At 68.2% G+C, this 18,262-nt stretch carries 23 protein-coding genes, 1 tRNA gene and 1 pseudogene; 16 read left to right on the top strand and 9 right to left on the bottom strand.

The genetic code is table 11. The annotated features are described in order from the left end of the window. Window positions 1-40: 40 nt before the first annotated feature. The gene (locus tag GobsT_RS35305) at window positions 41-772 is read left to right on the top strand and encodes a Bax inhibitor-1/YccA family protein (protein ID WP_109571398.1); all 732 of its coding nucleotides are present in this window, start codon (window positions 41-43) and stop codon (window positions 770-772) included. A gap of 195 nt (window positions 773-967) precedes the next feature. Next, entirely contained in the window at window positions 968-3,301 is a 2,334-nt protein-coding gene (locus tag GobsT_RS35300) for a COG1361 family protein (RefSeq protein ID WP_010043533.1), read from the top strand. 180 nt (window positions 3,302-3,481) lie between these two features. Here the strand turns inward: GobsT_RS35300 and GobsT_RS38530 are convergent, their stop codons facing one another. Next, the gene (locus GobsT_RS38530) at window positions 3,482-4,369 is read right to left on the bottom strand and encodes a hypothetical protein (RefSeq protein WP_010043534.1); all 888 of its coding nucleotides are present in this window, start codon (window positions 4,367-4,369) and stop codon (window positions 3,482-3,484) included. Between the two features lie 149 nt (window positions 4,370-4,518). Here GobsT_RS38530 and GobsT_RS35285 point away from each other — a divergent pair, with 149 nt between their 5' ends. Beyond that, a complete protein-coding gene (locus tag GobsT_RS35285) occupies window positions 4,519-4,794 on the top strand; it encodes a hypothetical protein (RefSeq protein ID WP_148087989.1) in 276 nt (91 codons plus the stop codon). Between the two features lie 2 nt (window positions 4,795-4,796). Here the strand turns inward: GobsT_RS35285 and GobsT_RS35280 are convergent, their stop codons facing one another. From GobsT_RS35280 to GobsT_RS35250, 7 genes and pseudogenes are all read right to left on the bottom strand, one after another. Continuing rightward, a complete protein-coding gene (locus tag GobsT_RS35280) occupies window positions 4,797-5,300 on the bottom strand; it encodes a DinB family protein (protein ID WP_010043537.1) in 504 nt (167 codons plus the stop codon). A 282-nt stretch (window positions 5,301-5,582) separates the two neighbouring features. Next, window positions 5,583-6,488 (bottom strand): S1C family serine protease, encoded by a 906-nt coding sequence (locus GobsT_RS35275; protein ID WP_010043539.1) that lies wholly within the window; start codon window positions 6,486-6,488, stop codon window positions 5,583-5,585. A 293-nt stretch (window positions 6,489-6,781) separates the two neighbouring features. Then, entirely contained in the window at window positions 6,782-7,222 is a 441-nt protein-coding gene (locus GobsT_RS40720) for an ISAs1 family transposase (protein ID WP_010043542.1), read from the bottom strand. Window positions 7,223-7,265: 43 nt separating this feature from the next. Further along, a pseudogene (locus GobsT_RS40715) lies at window positions 7,266-7,895 on the bottom strand (ISAs1 family transposase); the annotation flags it as partial. Between the two features lie 176 nt (window positions 7,896-8,071). Beyond that, window positions 8,072-8,371 (bottom strand): hypothetical protein, encoded by a 300-nt coding sequence (locus GobsT_RS35260; protein ID WP_010043546.1) that lies wholly within the window; start codon window positions 8,369-8,371, stop codon window positions 8,072-8,074. 420 nt (window positions 8,372-8,791) lie between these two features. Beyond that, window positions 8,792-9,043: a hypothetical protein gene (locus tag GobsT_RS35255; protein ID WP_148087988.1), complete on the bottom strand. Its 252-nt coding sequence runs from the start codon at window positions 9,041-9,043 to the stop codon at window positions 8,792-8,794. A 321-nt stretch (window positions 9,044-9,364) separates the two neighbouring features. Then, window positions 9,365-10,561, bottom strand: coding sequence for an amidohydrolase family protein (locus GobsT_RS35250; protein WP_010043547.1), 1,197 nt, complete (start codon window positions 10,559-10,561; stop codon window positions 9,365-9,367). A 15-nt stretch (window positions 10,562-10,576) separates the two neighbouring features. Here GobsT_RS35250 and GobsT_RS35245 point away from each other — a divergent pair. Beyond that, a tRNA-Ile gene (locus tag GobsT_RS35245) sits at window positions 10,577-10,648 on the top strand. Window positions 10,649-10,756: 108 nt separating this feature from the next. Further along, complete coding sequence (locus GobsT_RS35240) at window positions 10,757-11,959, top strand: tyrosine-type recombinase/integrase (protein WP_010043548.1); 1,203 nt, start codon at window positions 10,757-10,759, stop codon at window positions 11,957-11,959. Between the two features lie 673 nt (window positions 11,960-12,632). Here GobsT_RS35240 and GobsT_RS35235 read toward each other — a convergent pair. Further along, window positions 12,633-12,935: a hypothetical protein gene (locus tag GobsT_RS35235; RefSeq protein ID WP_010043550.1), complete on the bottom strand. Its 303-nt coding sequence runs from the start codon at window positions 12,933-12,935 to the stop codon at window positions 12,633-12,635. Window positions 12,936-13,346: 411 nt separating this feature from the next. On the opposite strand from GobsT_RS35235, the gene GobsT_RS35230 reads away from it, so the two are divergent. The 11 genes from GobsT_RS35230 (at window position 13,347) to GobsT_RS35185 (ending at window position 18,213) form a co-directional block, all read left to right on the top strand. After that, window positions 13,347-13,673, top strand: coding sequence for a DUF1580 domain-containing protein (locus GobsT_RS35230; RefSeq protein WP_010043552.1), 327 nt, complete (start codon window positions 13,347-13,349; stop codon window positions 13,671-13,673). A 145-nt stretch (window positions 13,674-13,818) separates the two neighbouring features. Continuing rightward, complete coding sequence (locus GobsT_RS35225; RefSeq protein ID WP_010043554.1) at window positions 13,819-14,019, top strand: hypothetical protein; 201 nt, start codon at window positions 13,819-13,821, stop codon at window positions 14,017-14,019. Between the two features lie 41 nt (window positions 14,020-14,060). Continuing rightward, window positions 14,061-14,285 carry a hypothetical protein gene (locus GobsT_RS35220; RefSeq protein ID WP_010043556.1) on the top strand — a complete coding sequence of 75 codons (225 nt, stop codon included), beginning with the start codon at window positions 14,061-14,063 and terminating at the stop codon, window positions 14,283-14,285. After that, window positions 14,282-14,752 (top strand): ribonuclease HI family protein, encoded by a 471-nt coding sequence (locus tag GobsT_RS35215; RefSeq protein WP_010043558.1) that lies wholly within the window; start codon window positions 14,282-14,284, stop codon window positions 14,750-14,752. The genes GobsT_RS35220 and GobsT_RS35215 overlap by 4 nt, the downstream gene beginning before the upstream one ends. Continuing rightward, window positions 14,752-14,907, top strand: coding sequence for a hypothetical protein (locus tag GobsT_RS38525; RefSeq protein ID WP_010043559.1), 156 nt, complete (start codon window positions 14,752-14,754; stop codon window positions 14,905-14,907). Before GobsT_RS35215 ends, GobsT_RS38525 begins: the two co-directional genes overlap by 1 nt. Beyond that, window positions 14,904-15,260 (top strand): hypothetical protein, encoded by a 357-nt coding sequence (locus GobsT_RS35210; RefSeq protein ID WP_010043562.1) that lies wholly within the window; start codon window positions 14,904-14,906, stop codon window positions 15,258-15,260. The genes GobsT_RS38525 and GobsT_RS35210 overlap by 4 nt, the downstream gene beginning before the upstream one ends. Next, window positions 15,257-15,589, top strand: coding sequence for a hypothetical protein (locus GobsT_RS35205; protein WP_109571403.1), 333 nt, complete (start codon window positions 15,257-15,259; stop codon window positions 15,587-15,589). The genes GobsT_RS35210 and GobsT_RS35205 overlap by 4 nt, the downstream gene beginning before the upstream one ends. Next, window positions 15,586-15,996, top strand: a complete 411-nt coding sequence (locus GobsT_RS35200) for a hypothetical protein (RefSeq protein WP_010043566.1) — start codon at window positions 15,586-15,588, stop codon at window positions 15,994-15,996. The genes GobsT_RS35205 and GobsT_RS35200 overlap by 4 nt, the downstream gene beginning before the upstream one ends. Continuing rightward, window positions 15,993-16,571 carry a hypothetical protein gene (locus GobsT_RS35195; RefSeq protein ID WP_010043568.1) on the top strand — a complete coding sequence of 193 codons (579 nt, stop codon included), beginning with the start codon at window positions 15,993-15,995 and terminating at the stop codon, window positions 16,569-16,571. Before GobsT_RS35200 ends, GobsT_RS35195 begins: the two co-directional genes overlap by 4 nt. Window positions 16,572-16,582: 11 nt before the next feature. Continuing rightward, the gene (locus GobsT_RS35190) at window positions 16,583-17,305 is read left to right on the top strand and encodes a sigma factor (protein WP_010043570.1); all 723 of its coding nucleotides are present in this window, start codon (window positions 16,583-16,585) and stop codon (window positions 17,303-17,305) included. A 137-nt stretch (window positions 17,306-17,442) separates the two neighbouring features. Then, window positions 17,443-18,213 (top strand): DNA-methyltransferase, encoded by a 771-nt coding sequence (locus GobsT_RS35185; RefSeq protein WP_010043572.1) that lies wholly within the window; start codon window positions 17,443-17,445, stop codon window positions 18,211-18,213. Window positions 18,214-18,262 lie beyond the last annotated feature (49 nt).

Genomic DNA, 18,262 nt, shown 5'->3' with positions numbered 1-18,262 from the left:
CAGTTGCGTAGAATTGGGGTAACCATTCGGAGACCCAGGCATGAGTTACCTCGTTGACGGCTACCACAGTGAACCGGTCGCGGCGGCGCCGCCGAACGTGCGGCTCGCGTTCATCCGCCGCACCTACGCCCACCTGACCGGTGCGATCCTGGCGTTCGTCGGGATTGAGGCCGTTCTGCTCGAGTCGGGCCTCGGCCGGGACATCGTCCGCTCCGTCTTCATGGGCGGCGGGAACATGGCCTGGCTGGGCCTGATGGTGCTGTTCGTGGTCGGCGGGCTGGCGGCGCAGGCGATGGCCCGGTCGCGTCAGTCGATCGGGTTGCAGTACGCGGGCCTCACCCTGTACGTGCTGCTCGAAGTGGTCATCTTCCTGCCGATCCTCATCGTGGCGACGCAGGCGCCGCAGTACGCGGGCAAGGCGCTGCCCCTCCAGGCCGGGATCGTGACGCTCGCGGCGTTCGCCGGGCTGACGGCCGCGGTGTTCCTGTCCGGTAAGGACTTCTCCTTCCTCGGCCCGATCCTGTGGGTGGGGGCCCTGCTCGCGCTGGGGCTGGTGATCGCGGCGGTGATCGGCGGGTTCAGCCTGGGGCTGGTGTTCGCCGTGGCGATGGTGGCCCTCGCGTGCGGGTTCATCATCTACGACACGTCGAACATCATCCACCACTACGGCACGGACCAGCACGTGTCGGCCTCGCTGCAACTGTTCGCCTCGGTGGCGCTGCTGTTCTGGTACGTGCTCCGCATCTTCATGAGCGTCAGCAACGACGACTGAGCGGGCGGCCGGAGCGGTGATGGTTCGGTGAGCCGGCGGCGTGGGCGACGGGCAAGGTGTGCCGTCGCCCACGCCGCCGGCTCGTTTCGACCAACCGCCCGTGAACCAGGAGACACGCCCCCGCACTCCGGCTTGCACTTCTTTCCGCTCTTGCGTATTCCGCCGCCCGGCCCCGGAGCGGGAGGAACGCAACCGATGTCTGTACGCCTCGCCGCTGTTATCGCTCTCGCCGCGACCGTGACCGCGGGCGGGTGTACGTACACCCCGGGATACTTCCCGTACCTCATCCCGCCGGGGCCGATCGAGCAGACGCACGCCAAACCGGGCGGGCGCGGGTACTTCCGCGACTTCGACCCCAAGTCGCACCGCCTTGAGGTCAAACCCGGCGGGCTCGTCAACGCCCCTCTCGGGTCGCAGATCGTCCTCGTGGCAACCGTGTACGACAAGGACGGGACGCCGCGCCGTGACCGGCGCGTGGAGTGGATCGTCGAGGGGCCGGGGAACATCATTGAGGCCGACGAGTCCGGGGTCACCCGCGGGCGCGGGTACCTCATCGACAACAAGCGCGCCGTCACGCACACGTCCTACGTCCCCAAAACCATAACCCGGGGCAACGACGACCCGAAGGACGATGTGGCGGTCGAACCGGGGCAAACGTTCGTCGTGCTCAGCTCCGCGATCCCGGGCGAGACGGTCGTGACGGCGTACGCGCCAGAGGTGTTCAACTGGGACAACGGCCGCGTCGTGACGAAGGTGATGTGGGGCGACGCGCGGTTCAAGTTCCCCGAGCCGGTGACCGTGCGGGTCGGCGGCGAGACCACGCTCGCGACCAGCATCAACCCGACCGCGACCGACGCCGGCGGCAACTTCCGCGTTCGCTACCGCGTGCTCGAAGGGCCGCCGGCCACGCTGGTCGCCGCCGGTAACGAAACGGTCGCCCTGTCCGGGTCCGGCGGGAAGGAGGCGGAGGCGAGCCTCGAGGGCAGCAACGAGGCGACCGTGCGGCTCGTCCAGCGCGACCCCAAGGCCGGCAAAACGCGGGTCGCGGTGGAGGTGGTGAAGCCGTCCGAAAGCGGCGTGGGGCCGGGCGCCGTGGTGGGCCGGCGCGAGACCACCATCGAATGGGCCGCGCCCTCGGTGAAGCTCAAAATGACCGCCCCGCCGGTGGCCGGCCCCAACAGGCCGTTCCCGGTCACGGTGACGCTCGAAAACGTGGCCGGTGTGGACAGCCGGGACGCGCGCATCAGCGTCGCGCTTTCGGACGGCGCCACCCTCGAGCGCAGCGACCCGCCCCCGACCGGCCTGGACAAGAGCGGCGCTCTCACGTTCGACCTGCCGCCGGTGAGCGGGAAGGGCAAGCAGCAGGTCACGCTCCAGGTGGTGCCCGCGAAGCTCGGTGCGGTCACCGTTCGCGCCGACGCCGTCACCGGGGACGGGCTGCAGGCCGACACCAGCGAAACGGTGCGCGTCGAGCAGGCCAAGCTCCAGGTGCTCGTCGAGGCGCCTGCGATCGCGCTCGCGGGCGAGAAGATCGCGGCCCGCGTTTTGGTCACCAACACCGGCGCGGCCGCCGCGGCGAACGTGACGGTGTGGGCACGGGCGGACGACGGGTTGGCGCCCGCGGCCGACCGCAAACCGATCGAGCTTCCGGCCGGTACGCTCAACCCGGGCCAAACGAAGTCGCTCGACTTGCCGCTCAGCGCCAAAGCGGCCGGCAAGTTCGGCGTCCGCGCCAGCGCCACGGGGGACGGGAACCTTTCCGGCACGGCCGAACCGCTGACGATCGAGGTGCGGCGCGCCGAACTGGCCGTTGCGGTGAGCGGGTCGAAGCTCGCGTACCTCAACCAGCAGGTCTCCTGGACCGTTACCGTGACGAACCGCGGCGACGCGGCGGTGTCGAACGTGGTCGTCCGCGCCGCCGTGCCGGCGGAGGTGAAGGTGACGGCCGCGGACGGCGGGTCGGTCGGCGCCGGTCCCGTTCAGTGGAAGATTGCGGAACTGGCCCCCGGGGCGCAGAAGTCGTTCACGCTCGACGCCGACGCGGTCCGGCTGGCGCCGCAGGGGGCCGTGACGGTGTCGGCGCTCGGCGACGCGGTCAGCAACGGGAAGGCGGTCGGCGCGCCGGTCGAGGCCCGCGGCGAGGCGGCCGTGGCGATCATCGGGACGGCCGCCCTGGCGCTGGAACTGGCCACGCCCCCGGGGGTCGTGGAGGCCGGCAAGCGGGCGAAGTACCAGATCCGCGTGAAGAACCAGGGCACCGTCTCGGCCCGGAACATCGAAGTGTCCGCGACCGCGACCCCCGAACTGAAGTTCGTCCGCGGCAGCGGGGCCGCCGAGGGCCGCGCCGACGCGAACGGGCGCATCACGTTCACCGCCGTCGAGGAGTTACCGCCCGGCCGAACGCTCACGTTCACGGTCGAAATGGACGCGGCTCAGGCGGGCGACGCGCGGTTCAAGGCCGAGGTGAAGGCGGCGCACCTGACGAACCCGCTACGTGAGGAGCAGGCGACCCGCGTCACCGGACGATAGCCCGGTGGGACGGCGGTTCACGGAAGACCCGGCGTGTCCGGAGTGTGGCCCGCTCGCTCCGCGAGCGGTTGCGAAAACGGTCGGTGTCGTGATGGTTGTTCGATCACCGCTCTCGGGATTAGGCAGGCCGCACTCAACACCAGCTGTACGCCAAGCAACATCAGCCCACGCCGCTCGGTGTTACTCGTGAACCTGAAACGATGTGAACATGCGGCGGACGGCCGCGCTGTCGGGCGAGATGTTGGTGGCCTCCAGCCCGTACACGTAGAGCCGCGGGCGCGGGGCGGCGGGCCGCACGATCAGCCACTCGATCACCTTCCCGCGCGGGGTGTCCATGTGAACCTCGTAGCCCCAGCCGGAACCGGCCTGCACGCCGCCCTCCTTCGTTATGGTGCCCCGGAGCCGTGACGCCTCGCGCACCAGTTCGGCGCGCAGGGCGTGCGAAGCCGTTTTACCCTCCTTGTCGGCCGCGACGGACTTCGCGAACGCGGGGTCGAGGTCGCTCCAGGCGAGCCACGCCGCCGACCGGGTGAGCCAGCCCTTCGCGTCGTACCGCTTACCGCCGGTCGTGAAGCCGTCCGGGTTCGCCTCCATCGATTGTTCCGACGGCGTTGCCGGGAGCAGCACCGAACACGACCAGTCGGGCGGCGTGTACTCGGTCCAGAACCACTCCTGCACGCGACCGGACCCGTACCCGCGCGCCGCAACGGTCAGCAGCAGCGCCGCGAGCGAGACGCCGGCGACGGCCGCGACCGTCGCGGGGCGGAACCGCGGAGCCCTCGGGCCGGGCCGCGCGACCGGGGGCTCGTCGTCGTCGAGCGAGAGCGGTTCCTGCCCGTGCGGCGTTGTGACCGGTGCGGGGCGTGCCCGGGGGGCGTCGGCGGTATACTTCTTGAGCCACTTCGGGGCCGGTGGTTCGGTCGGGGCCGCGGCGGGCCGTGGGGATGCGGCGCCCGGGAGGACGGCCACGTCGGCCTGGCACCACGGGCACCGAGCCGTTGGCCCGGGCGCGGCCTCGGGCACTTGGAACGGCTTTCCGCAGTTCGTGCAGCCGACCGAAACGAACATAAATCGAGCCCCACCTGGGAACGTGTGCGGTTACTCCTCAAGACGAGGCCGCCGGTACGATAGGTCTAGTGACGCGGGGGAATTCGGGAGAGCGGCGCCCGGGCCGTGGCGTCGGCTGTCCGATTGAGACGGACCGAGACGTTCATCTGGTGACCGCACCACAGGAGATCGCCATGCGCCGGCTCGCCCTTGCCGCCGCCCTCGGCTGGACGGTCCGCGACCGCCCCGCGCCCAAACTGCCCGCGGCCGTGCGGGTGCTCCGGGTCGGCGGCGACCCGGCCGCCGGGAAGTACACCCCGTTCCACGTCAACGACCGGGGGCGCAAGTTCCATACGGGCGAGGCCGTTGAACCCGACCGGGCGTTCATGTTCCACATCTGCTACCCGGACGGCAGCGTCACGTACATTTACGCGACCCGCGACTGACGTTACGCGCCCGGGACCGGCTCGCGGCACCAGTAAATGAAGTCCGTGACGGCGGGCGCGCCGCCCGCGGCCCGAACCAGCATGGCGATCTGGCCCCGGTGGTACCACGAGTGCCCGAACAGTTGCGCCAAGATGTCCCCGATGGCATTGCGGAACCGGCCGCCGTCGAGGCTCCGGTACTCGAACGTCCGGGCCAGCGCCGCGGCGTCGAGGCCGGCGAGGAACGCCGTCCAGTGCCCCTCGACCTCCCGGCACTCGGCCGCCACCCGCTCGAACCCGGCGCCGTCGGGGAACAACGTGGCGGTGCCGGGCGGGAGCACGCCGAGCCGCTCCAGCCACACGCGCCGCGCGGCCACCACGTGCGCCAAAACGGACACCGCCCGCTGGTACTCTGGTCCGTCGCGCCGGTCCGGGGGAACGGTTTCCAGGGACGCCAGCACCTTGGCGTTTGCGTCCCGCTCGTACTCGAACCAGCGGCGGTACTGGTCGCTCATCGCGTCCGTCATCGGTCACCTCTCGAGCCCGTCGTTACAATCGCCGAGCTTCGCAACGCCCCGCAGGCTCGGGAGCAACGGGGCGGTCCGTTTCTCCGCTTCGAGGAGCGTAAACCCGAGTGATGAGCCGCGTCCACCGCAAAAGCAATTTCAGAAGTCGGGCCGCGGCCGAGTGCCGTCTGGCAAATTCGAGTGCGACAACGCGAAAACACGGGCACCGGAACGCCCGCGGTGGCCGAACAGCGAAACGGCCCCGGCCATGAGCCGGGGCCGCTCAAACAGTCCATATGTTGCTCAGTCGATGACCTTCCCGCGGGGCTTCCCGACGAGCTTCAGCAGCCGCTCCACGGTCGAGCGGTACTTCTCGGGCACCTTCCCGAGTTCGGCCGCCTCGATCGCCTCGTCACCCGCCTTAACGCTCACCTTTTCGGCAGTCACCCCGTCCGGTCCAACTTTACCGGTGATGAGGTAGGACACGCCGTCCTGGGTCGCGTCGATGGTAAACGTGTCACCCGACACCGACACCGAGGCCGAGTTCCCGGCCCGGCCCTTGTCCGACGCCCGGGGGTTCAGCGGCAACTCGAACGCTCGGGGCTGTTGCGTCACCGCGGGCAGCTCGATCCCTTTCAGCTCGACCCTCTTGCCCTTACGGACGACGACCGCGTCGACCTTCTCGCCGGCCTTGGCCTCGCCCACCCGCCGCATGAAATCCGCCGGGTCGGGTGTCGCTTGGCCGGCGAACTCGACCACGATGTCGTGCACCTTGAACCCGGCCTTCTCGGCTGCCGAGCCCTCCAGCACGCCGGCGATGGCGACGCCCGCATCCAGGCCGAGCTGATCGCGGACGATTGGGCTCAGCGGCTCGAGTTGGACGCCCAGGCGCGGCCGTGTGGCGGGAGCGGGGGGCGTGAGCCCGGGGAACCCGCCGGGTCCGGCAGGGAACCCCTTCATCATCCGGCCCCAGGCCTCGTCGAGCAACTGCCGCGCGGCCGGGTCGTTCGGGTCCTTGGCCAGCGCTTCCATCGCTCGCCGTAACTGGTCCTGCGCTGGACCGAACTCGCCGGGGGCGACGAGCGGAGCGGGCTGCGGCTTCGTTGCCTTCGGCTCATCGGCGTTCGACAGCGACACCCCGATGCCGACGGACAGGGCGGCGGCGCCGAGCACGCCGGCCGCCACGATTCGCTTTCCGAGCACGGACATAACTGCGCAACCTCCTTTGGTGCGTGAGCCGCCCGGCCCCGTTTCGCGGGGCACTGCTGCGGGTGGGCGGTGGATTGTTACCGGCGGCGAATTGGCAACCGAGCCGGCTTCTATTTCTACGGGCGGCCGGGGAGCGAGGTTCGCACCCCAAGTCTGTCGGACACCGCCTCATCTCCAGTTTACGCGCGCCCACCCGATCATCTCAACAGCGCGGGTCGCTCCGCGGGTAACAGTTACGCAGCCGCGCCGCGCTTCCGTTTATCGGTCCTCCGGTTCCCAGCAGGGCCATTCCGTTATTCACGTTGGGTGATGCCGATAAGGTTGTGTGCGTGTTCGGGGTGTCGCTGGAGCCATTCGAGTTCTTCGGGCGTGCGGTCGGCGGGTACGGTGGCGAGCAGGTGAATGGCGGCGTTGCGGAGGGCCGCGAGCACCTGCGGTGCGGCCCCCTTGCGGACCCGGCACGCATCCGCGCCCAAGGTCACATCGCGCACGTCGTGGCGTTGGTTCTCGATGCGCCAATGGGACCGCACCAGGCCCAGAAGTGCTCGCGCGTCGGCCCGCTCGACCGGCCGGCTGGTGATCCCGTGCACCACCTCCACGGTGGTCACACCCTTCACCGTCCGGGTGCGGGTGAGCCGAAATCCTTGCTTCAATCCGGTCCACCGATCGTGGCACGTCAGCAGCGGGGTGGCCCGAACGGTCCGCGTCTCGATCCGCCCGGGCCCCGGGTCCACCGACGTGGCCGGGCGCCCCAGTTGCTCGGGCGTCGGGACCGGCTCAGGGGGACGTGGCCGCCGCGAGCCCTCGGGCGGCGTCCTCGAACCCCAACCCGGCCTCGATGTCGGCCACCAGGCCGGGTTGGTTGTCCTTGGCCGTGAGCACGTAATGGCCCCCGCCGTCGACCACCGCCGCGGCCACGTCCCGCGGGCAGAACGTGGCACCCCCGGTCAAAACCGAGCCGCCCACCGGGACGATCCCGAGCAACGCCAGGGCGGCCTGGTGCTCGTTCGTCTGGGCGTCCACCCGGATCTGGCCGAGCACCGCCGCGGCGTGCGGGGCGTACGCGGCCACCCGGTGCGGGCCCGGCACGTCCCCGTCCCGGCTCCCGCGCAGGCACTTGCCGTCCAGGGCCACATGCGCGCGGGCGTCCGGGGTCAGGCGGCCCGCGATCCACCGGCCCAGGGCCGCCTCCAGTTGCTGCGGGTCGATCCGCCGCAAGGTCTGGGACAGGGTCGACGCGGACGGCGTCGGGCCCCGCCGGAACCCCAGCGCGTGAGCCAACGGGGTCCCGTACTGGCGCCCGAACCGGGCGATCCCCTGAAGCCCGGTGCGGCACACCAGCACCGCCACCGCGACCAACCCGAGGACCGCCGGCAGCGGGTGGATCCGGCCCTGCAACCCGCGCGGGTTGGGGACCGTCGACTACTCCTCATACTGCCAGCGCGCGGGCATCGGGCACCTCGGGTCGAATGAGTGCCCCATGTACCCAACAGGCCACTCGCGCCAAGATGAAATAAGGAACGGCCCTGGCTTTACCTGGACCACGGCTCCGACCGGCAGTTACGGATCAGTCGGATTTGGCATCAGTACTGCCGCTGAATGGGCGGCTCGGCCCGCACGATCGTTCCGTCCTCGGTGGCCGTCACGAAATAGCTGTTGGGGATTGCGGCTCCAGCGCTCCCGCCGGCCCACACGTTGACCCGAAAGTTGTTGCCCCAAAGGTTCTTAACCGACACCTGTAACAGCCCCGCCGGGCGCCCGAGCGCCGCGAGCACCCGCGCGCGAATCCCCTCCTCGCGCCAGCCGCTCTTCTCGTGTGATGGGCACACTTTGAGTTCGCCCGCGCGTTCGGTCAGCGCCGCGGAGCTGGGTTGCTGGGACATTGGAACCTCGGGTGTGCGGTGCGAACGGATCACGGCCGCGGTGGGCGACCGCCCGGGCGGAGAAGCGAGGGCGCGTCGAACGGCCTCACCCGACCCGAGGCGGGGTTCCGAAGGCGAACCGGAACTGAGCAGCGGTGTTTCGTGTGGCAAAGGTGGTCTTGGCAGATAAACACTAGCAAACGTTCTTCTGCGAGGCTTGAGATTCCGCCTGTTTGTTCGCTGATAATACGTTTGTGACCCCGCCGCGAATTGTTACCGCAGAGGTGTCGGATTTCCTGACGGGCTTATCGATTATCAATAATTGCCGCAATCCGCACGTGACATGAGCTACACAGGTGCGTATACTTCCTTCGGGCCGGCAGCGGTTATCGCACTGAATGGGCGACGGTGCGGTAATTTAGCTGCCGGTCCTTTTTTCGTTCACTTCTTGCGACCGATCTCAACCTCTTGAATCAGTACCCGATTTCCCTCCTGCCACAGGCGAAGGGCATTCCGCCGGGCTTCGCTCTGGTCAGGGTATGTGCCACAGACACGCCAGCCCGATCCGTTTTGGACAAGCACCTGGAATTGAACTTTTACTGACTCGCCGGCGTGTGCCGGCTGCGCGGCCGCGCTGAATCCACCAACCGAGCCGGCTGCGATCACCCAGACCAGTACGAGCTTGCGGAGCACGGGAATTCTCCTCGGCGGGCCGGGTCCGTCCAGCCGTTTCGTACTTCAAACGCACCGGTCGTGAGTGCTTGCGCGGGTTCCTTCACACGGGCGGTAGAAGCCGTTCAGGAATAAATCCTCACCGGGCACGAACCTCCCCTCCCAACGGCTGTCCCTAACTCGACCGGTTCGGGGCTCGTGCTGCCCCGAGAGGCACCGTCCGACGGTTGCGGCGCTGGGTCTACGAAACCCGGTTGGCTGGTTCGACTCCAGCACGGTGTACTTTGGTCGCGGTTCTGCCCTGTAACGGCCTCACAAAGCGACAAGGTGCGGCCGCCGCCCTCACGGGGTGCTCGACCTCCAGGCGCCGCGGAACATCGTTCGGCGCTCGCCGGGGTGTTGCGCGAGTAGCAGCTCATGTGGGTCGGCGTGATCCGTGTTCGGAAGTGGTACGGCGACGAGATCGGCACTCTTGCCGGGTTCGAGGCTGCCCGCTTCGTCGGCCCAGCCGAGCGCTTCGGCTCCCGAGAGTGTGACCATCCGCAGCAGTTGCGCCGCCGGAATGTCTGGGTAACGTGACCGCACGAACCGCGCCTCGCTCAGGACATCGAGATCCGGGTTCGAGGCGAGCCCGTCGGTGCCGAGGCACACACGGACGCCCCGCGCGAGGAACGCCCGGAAGGGGTGCGGCGGGTGGCCGAATGCGGCATGCGTACGCGGACAGTAAACAACGGACTGGTTGTCGCGGAGCCGGGTGTCCGGCGGCAAGTAGTTCCCGTGTGCGAACAGGACGTGCGGCGCGCGCCGCGTCCGCCACAGGATGAACCGGAGCGAATCGGCGAGCTGCCCCGGCTCCCAAAGGTTCATGGACGCCAGGAAGTCGCGGAACGGGCCGGAGTGGTGCTCGAGCAGTTCCATCTCGGCGGGTGATTCCGCGAGGTGAACCGTCATGGTCCACCCTTGGTGGGCAACGAGACGGATGAGCGGGCCGCTCACGCTGTAAGCCGCGTGCGGGCTGGCCGCCGCCCGGCAGGTGGCCGGCGTGACGTGATCCTTCCGCCACCGATTGAGGGCGGCGTGCGCTTCCGTGAAGCGCGAGCCCGAGAGCCCGATGAGTTCGCGGAACACAACCGCCCGCGTCGGCGCTTGTGCGAGTGCGTCCCAGCTCGCGCCCTCGCTCGCGATGTCGCCGACGAGGGTGGTGCCGTGTTTCAGGCACTCGGCCAAACCGGCGCGAATGTCCGCTTGCGTTTGTTCGGTGCTTCGCGTGCGCCGGTACGCGATCACCCCCTTCAGCCAGTCGGTGAAGTGGTCGGGATCGGTCGGCGGGATCAGCCCGCGCGCGCCGCTCAGGTCGAGGTGCGTGTGCGGGTTCACCAGACCGGGGACGAGCGCAACGTTTCCGAGGTCCTCGTCGGCGGAGCGCTCGCCGCGGGTGAGCACCGCGCTAATACGGTCGCCGGTCACTGTGACGGTGCCGTTCGCGAGCGGCGGGCCGCTCACGGGGAAGACCCAGCGGGCCGTGAGTGTTCGTGACATGCGGTTGAGATACACAGGTCGGTAGCCAAGTGGTAAGGCACGCGTCTGATGAGCGCGCAACCGTGGGTTCGATTCCCACCCGACCTATTCGCCGAATGCTTGGTTTCCCTGTCGATTTCCGTCACTTCTGAACTTGTAGTACCGTCGTGATTTGTCTAGTTTCGTGGTAAGCTACCACGAAACCCGAGGTCACGAATGGCGCGCCCACGAAACCCCGTTCCGAAGTACCTCCTCCACAAACCGTCAGGACAGGCCCGTGTTCGCGTTGCCGGGCGAGACGTTTACCTCGGACCATACGGCTCCGCGGAATCGAAAAAGGAATACGAACGCGTCCTGGCGGAACTGGCGGCGCAGGCCCCGGCCGTGGCAGCCGCTCCCACGACCAAGTCTCCCCGCTCGCTGACGGTAGCCGAAATGGTGCTTGCATTCTGGGGGCACGCTAAAGAGCACTACCGTGACCGCGACGGGAACCCGACCAGCGAAATCCGGTGGCTGAAGGAGTCGCTGGCGGAGGTTCTCGAGCTGTACGGCCACAAGCCAGCCGTCGAGTTCGGCCCGCTCGCGCTGAAGGCGGTGCGCAAAAAGTGGATGAGTCCGGAATTGGATCTGTGTCGCGGCACTATCAACGCACGCGCGAACCGCGTGCGGCGTGTGTTCAAGTGGGCCGCATCTGAGGAACTTGTGCCGATCACGACGTACACCGCGCTCACCACAGTCGCTGGCCTTGAACTCGGGCGCACCAAAGTACGCGAGTCCGAGCCCGTCGGCCCTGTTCTCGATTTGCACGTCGGGGCGGCCCTGCCGTTCCTCAATCCGACGGTGCGCGCGATGGCTCTCGTGCAGCGGTTGAGTGGGTGCCGGCCCCAGGACGTGCAACGGATGCGCGCCGGCCAGGTCGATCGCACTGCGCTGCCGTGGGTGTACCGGCCGCCGCGGCATAAGACCGATTACAAGGGGGCCACCAGAACAATCCTCTTTGGGCCGGAAGCCGCCGAAATCCTCGGGCCGATCCTCGACAAACTGCAACCGGACGACGTGGTATTCAGTCCCGTGCGGGCCAAAGCTGAGCGGTATGCTGCCCTGCGCGCGAAACGCAAAACGAAGGTGCAGCCGTCGCAAGAGAGCCGGAAGAAGAAGCCTGCGGAGCTGAAGCACAAGACGCCGGAGATCTACACCCGACACACCTACGGAAAGTCGGTGCGTGCGGCGTGCATAAAGGCCGGTGTGCCACACTGGCACCCGAACCAACTGCGGCACACTTACGGCACCGAGATCCGGAGAATCTTCGGGTTGGAGGCCGCCCAGGTACTGCTCGGCCACTCAAAAGCCGACGTCACTCAGGTGTACGCGGAACGCAACCTAGAGCTCGCTTCAGCAATCGCGCGCAAGATAGGCTGAGTAGCGCAGCGCATCCGGCAGAACCCGCGGAATTTACAGCGCGCCCCGCGGAATCGTCAAAATCGTCAGCGCCTTTGTGCCCTCCAGCCTTTCGACACCCCCACACTCCAGGCATAATTCTCGGAGTGCGGGGGTGTTTTGCGTTCCCAAAGGCACCACATGCGCAGTGAACAAAAAGTCAGGTTTTGTGAACTAACGCGCACGGAAATCAGTCAATAATTTCCTGTGGGGGTCTTTGGGTCGGTGCTATGTGTGGATCGAGGATACACCGCATGGACGCGCAGTGCTCAGGTCTCGTGTTCGACCGCATCCCGGGAGACCGGCAACAGATTGGTGCGCGAGGCACGGCTTTCGGAGAAGGCGCGGTGAAAGGATCTACCAGCAGAGGTGGCAACGTCGCCGTACCTGAAGGGGGACTCCTTCAGCTGATCTACACGGCCCCAGACGGGCGCGCAGAGGTCTTGGCGGAGAGTACCGAGAACTTGTGCGACTTCGACCCCACCAGCGAGGATGCGTTCTGCCTGACCGTGCGCGGTCGGGACCGGCAGCTAATCGAGGTCATAGACGTGCCGCACGGGTTGACTCGCATCCCAGAAGAAGAAACGCCAGCTCGCGCCTGCTAATCTCGGCCGCAAACAGGTTCCGCATGGCATGACGGTCAGGCTTGTGGCCGTCACTCATCATCTGGCCGTTCCTCCAACTCTTTCAGCCGCTTCTTAGCCAAATCGATAAGCAACTTTCTTACAATAGGGCGAGCGTGCTTTTTGTAAGTCTCGGCGACATTCATACCGAGGCGGTCTGCGAGTTCGGCGATATCTTCCGCGTCAGGAATCAGCACCCGCAGAGTGGTGTACGCCTTCTTTTCTTCTGCCTCGCCGGCGCCCTCTGGCGCTCGCGAGGATTGCTGGTCGGGTGGCGGCGGCGTGGGCTTGCCGCCACTGTTCTTTCCCTTCGCCATCGTATTTACCGCACTCATAGGCACCCTTCCCGGCGCACCCGCGCCAGGGCCAAGATTGTGACTGTACCGCCTCTCAATCTTCGCGTCTACAATCCGCACATTTTGCTACGGCGTATATTGACCGGAATTCAGCTATGGCATATATGTGTATATGACATAGCTGAAGCGGAGGGGTTGATGGCGAGCCACACCGTAAAGCAGACGCACGCGACTCAAGCGGCACCCCCTGATCGCCCTAAAGTCACGACCGTGAGTTCCTCGCGTGCCTTTGCGGACGCCGTTGGAGCTGCCGCGTTCGGCGCGGGCGTGAGCGTTGCTGTCTATCTCGACATGCACTTTCTTGAACCAGCTAAACGACTCGCGTCCGAGGAACTAGCGAAGCGAGCGGAGTCGTTCGCTGGTGCCCCCGTTCCGGCGGGGGAGTGACCCATGACGCCCATGCCGCGTGTACTCACTGAGTCAGTGCTGACCTTTGCCGAAGCCGCCGCGGCGTGCCCCGCGATCGGCGGGAAGAGGCCGTCACCGAAGACGATTTACGGGTGGGCTGACACCGGCCTGCTCATGAGCGGCGACCGCGTCAAGCTGGAGACTGCCCGCATCGGCGGCCGCCGGGTGACCAGTAAGGAAGCGATCGCCAGGTTCTTCGAGACCGCATCCGCCGGAGTCGAGCAACCTGCCGCACGTACTCCCGCCGCGCGAAACAGTGCGGCGGATCGAGCCATGAAAGCACTTCGCGCCGAGTTCGCGAAGGTGTGAGAGCACCTGCCCGGGTCGAGCGCGGCTGATGAGCGCGGCAGCGCTCCCCGGGTGGGGCATGAATCCACTGCGATAAGTCCGAGTTGCCTCTGGCGGCGTGAACGCCGTGGGGCTGCTACGTACCCACGTTCCCCGGAGCCGTGTGATGTGTGCCAAGTGCCGTGATGAGTTTGGGGAGCTGCTCCACGTCCGCGGGCTCGTGAGCGCGAACCTCCAATGCGGTGAGTGCGGGCCGGTGATGTTTGTGCGGCCCGCGCCCCTGCTCGACGCGATGCTCATCGCGCTCGTCGCGGCGGCCGCCACCGCTTCCGCCACGTTCCTCCTGACGATCGCGTTGGGCACCTGAGATACGCGGGGGTGTCTGACACCCCCGCCGGAGAACGCCCAATGCCGAGCGAGGGTAGCCCCCGGGTGACGTTCCGCTGTCCGCGTGAGTTGCTCGCGTGGCTTGAGGAGCAAGTTGCGAAGAGCCGCACCCGGTTCCAGGGCGAGCACACGATTTCCAGCCTGCTCGTGCAATTGGTCGAGGAGGGGCGCGCGAAGCGGGAGCGGTCGCGGACGTGGCGGCGGCGGAAGAAGCAGTTGCAACAGGAGCGGGAGGCCGGCGGGTGATCACGATTTTCTTCGACGGTCTGTGTGAGCCGTTCAACCCCGGGGGCGTCGCGTGCTTCGGGTGGATCGCCCAGGGGCTCGACGCGCCGCTCGAATCACTCGCGGGGTGCGGGGTGATCGGGGCCGGCGCCCGGATGACCAACAACTTCGCCGAGTGGGTGGCGTGCGGGAAAGGAATCGGCGCGCTGGTCGCGCTCGGGATCAGGCCGGACGGGATCACGATCCTCGGTGACTCCCAACTCGTGATTAACCAGCTCACGGGCGATTGGGAGTGCCGGGACGAGCGCCTACGCGAGTGCCGGGACCGGTGCCTGGAGTACCTGACAACGCTCGGGTGCCGGTGGAAAGCGGTGTGGGTGCCGCGCGAGCAGAACACGCACGCGGACCTGTTGAGTCAGGCCGCTTACGTGGGCCGGACGGGGAAGCCCGTGCCGGTTCGACCCAAGAGAGTCAAAGGGGGTACGTGATGGGCATCAAGTCAGCCAAGCCGCGGGCCAAGGAACGAATCGGCGTGTGCGCCCGTGCGGCGCTCGCGAAGCCGTCGGGCGGGTCGCGAGCGGACGCGGTGCTCGAACGGTTCCGGGTGCGACTCCAACAGCGCACGCGTGAGGGCCGCGCGTGAACGTGCTCCTGCTGCCAAACGGGCGTGACCACCGCGCCGACCAGTCCGCCGAGCGGCAAATCCGCCGGCTCGGCATGACCCCGGTGCCGCTCGGGGTGGTCACCCGGATCGACGCCGTTGTCCTCGTGTACGGAGCGGAGCCGGTGGCGTACCTGGCAGCGGGCATCTACGTCGGTCGCAAGTGCCCCGTGGCGTACTTCGCACCGGGCTGCAAATCGCCGGGGCTCGCGGGCGAGGTGATGTTCATCGCCAGCAGCCCCGCCGAGCTGTGCGACTGGCTCGACGACGTGTACTCGTCGGGCATCGAAATCGGCCAAGCCGAGCCGTCGGCCAAGTACCGGAGGGGCGAATGATGCTGACCGTTGCCGCACTACCCGCGCCCGACGCACAGTCGCGGAAGGCGCTCTGGGAGATCACCGCAATCGAGTTCCGGACGCAGCACACGTTCACCTTCTTTGCCGTGACGCTATCGGCGAGCGAGCCGCCGGACACCGATGCGGCTTGGCGGGCGGTTCGCGGCGGGGACAATCCCGGCGCAATCGCGGTTCACTCGGTCAGGCGGGTGTCTCGCATCCGCACGGCCGAGACCGCGGGACGGCTCGCGGGCACGGTGTTCTGTGATGTCGTGGCGGACCTGCGGCCGCGGGCCGTTGCTCCGGCCCGGCTGGGGTACGACGCATGACGCGCCCCGCGCCCCGGCTGTCGTTCGGCAAGCACCAGGGCGAGACGCTCGCGGAGTGCCCGCCCGATTACGTGGTGTGGCTGGCGGGGAGCGATCAGGTGCCGTCCGTGTGGCGGGAGCTGGCGCGCAAGCACCTCGGGCTTGACCCGGTGGACGACGGGCCGGAGCCGAGCGCGGAGAGCGCGGCGGTGCTGTTCCCCCGGCTGCTGTTCGACTGGTACGACCTGATGCGGCGGGAGTTCGCGGGGGATGCGGCGGGGCTCGGTGTGGTGGACCGCGGCTTCGCGCACCTCAAGCGGATCTGCGCGAAGGTGACGGGTCGGCGGTGGCCCACTGATCAGGAGTTCGCCGCGGCGCGTGCGGAATTGGAGCGCGAAGAACAAGAGCGGAGGGCCGGTGCGAAATGAGTGACCCCATCCTGATCTCGTGCCCAAAGTGCGGCTCTTCGTCCGGCGACGTGTGCCGGACCAAAGGGGGGAAGCACAAACGCACCTGCGCCGAGCGGGTGCCCGCCGGTGCGACCCCGCCGCCCGTCTCGAAGTCGGTCGGCCAGTTCGTTCCGGACCTGCTCGCGGGCATCGACGACCCGCCCCCGGGTCGGGCGTCCGCACCCGCGCCGGTCACCGCTCCCCCGCCGAAGCCGGCCGACGACTTCGACGAGAACACGCCCCCACCGCGCGGCCGGCCGCAGGGCGAGCCGCTTCGGAAGTTCGTCGAGCTGCCCCCGGGCGAGCCGGTCCTATCGCTGTTCGAGCAGTGGGACAAGGACGGCAAGTTCCCGGCCGGGTGCGTCCTCGCCGAGCACGTCCGCGACGGCTACCGGCTCACCGCCGGCACGCTCGCCGAGGCGCGGATCGGGAGGCTCATCCCGGACAAGGTGCTCGAGCCGCTCCACATCTGGAGTTCGGTTCACTTAAGGCCCGGGAAGTTCCCCGAAGTGCCGCGGTCGTTCGTTGTCTTCTCGTTGGTTCGCAGGATCTGAGGAGGGTGAATATGGGATGGCCGCAGAACACACGCCCCCCGTTGACGCCGGAGCAACGGGATCTGGCCGGCGCGCCGGAAAGCATCGCGCTGGCGTTGTCGGTGGCGAACCGCATGGCCCGGAAGTGCCCGGGGCTGGTCGAGGAGTACCGGGCCGAGGCGCTGTACGCCCTGTGCGAGGCGGCGGCGTCGTACCGGCCGGAATCGGGCACCTGGGAATCGTGGGCGCGTCAGATCGCAACCGGCCGCGTGATCGACATGGCCCGCACCGAACTCGGTCGCGGCATGGGCATTCCGCGGCGACTCCGGAACGAAGGCCGGGCGCCGAGCGTGGTGCATGCGAGCGCCCCGGCCTCGGGTTCCGCCGACTGGCGTGACCTGACCGTGGCCGACACGCTGCCGGCTGACGAGTTGCCGGTGGGCTGGGAGGTGGAGAGCGAGGATACCGTGCTGGTGTACAGCACCCGAGTACCCGCCGCCTACGGGGAGGCACTCCGCGCGTACCTCTTGCGCGCCGATTTGCACGGCCGCACCTACGACGTGGCCGAGCACCTGGGGCGCGGCCAGTCGTGGGTGTCGCTGATGCTCTCGGGCGCCACCAAGATGCTTCAGGCCCGCGAGGGCTCAACGACTGGCGAGAAGAGCGTTGCGTACGTGACGCCGCAATCCGTTCATCCCCATGCCGTCAGGGCACTGCGGCACCGACGCAAGAGGCGGGCGGTCGCTTCCAAGTGACCCCACTCGCTTACCACCCGTGTTCCCCGCGCGATCGAGATACCGGAGCGGCGTGAGGCCGCCCGCGGGGCCGCGTGCAATCTGCTTGTGGCTCGGGTGCGGCGGACACGCCCGACTGACGCGAACCAGGGGACGGCATGAAGATCGAGTTGCCAACGGCGGCCGAACCGGTGCGGATCGTTCAGGGCGAGTCGCTGGCGGTACTGGTGGACCTGCCGAGCGAGGCGTTCGATTTGGTCCTCGCGGACCCGCCGTATTCGAGCGGCGGGTTCACCCGCGGGGACAAGATCAGCGGCGTCCGCAAGAAGTACCAGCAGACCGGCACCAGGCGCGAGTACCCGGCGTTTGCCGGCGACACCCGCGACCAGCGCGCCTACGGGTACTGGTCGGCGCTGTGGCTCGCTCAGTGCTTACGGGCGGCCCGGCCCGGAACCATTTGCGGCGTGTTCGCCGACTGGCGCCAGCTTCCCGTGACCGTGGACGCCATCCAGGCGGGTGGGTGGGTCTACCGCGGCATCGTTCCGTGGCACAAGCCGGGCGCGAGGCCGACACAGGGGCGGTTCACGTCATCGTGTGAGTATCTGGTGTGGGGCACGAAAGGGCCGCGGCCGCTCGAAGGCGCACCGCTACCGGGCTTCTACTCGGTCGGCGTGAAGCAGGCCGATAAGCACCACTTGACCGGTAAGCCGACCGAGTTGCTGCGCGAGTTGGTGAAGATCGCGCCGGCGAGCGGGCTTGTGCTGGACCCGTTCGCCGGCTCGTTCACGTCTGCCGTTGCGGCCGCGCTCGAAGGGCGGCGGTGCCTGGCGATCGAGTGCGAGGCGCCGTACGTGGCGATCGGTCGGCAGCGCGTGGCGGACGCGCTGGGGCTGGCGGAGGTGCCGGGATACCTCGCGGGCGACGCGTGACGGGGGCGGCGGTGGGCCGGACGTGGGGCACGTGGGCGAGGGCGGCCGG

This window comes from Gemmata obscuriglobus (genome assembly GCF_008065095.1).
Classification (GTDB): Bacteria; Planctomycetota; Planctomycetia; order Gemmatales; family Gemmataceae; genus Gemmata; species Gemmata obscuriglobus.
The sequence above is the reverse complement of the archived record's forward strand: the minus strand, read 5'-3'. Positions and strand labels throughout refer to the sequence as shown.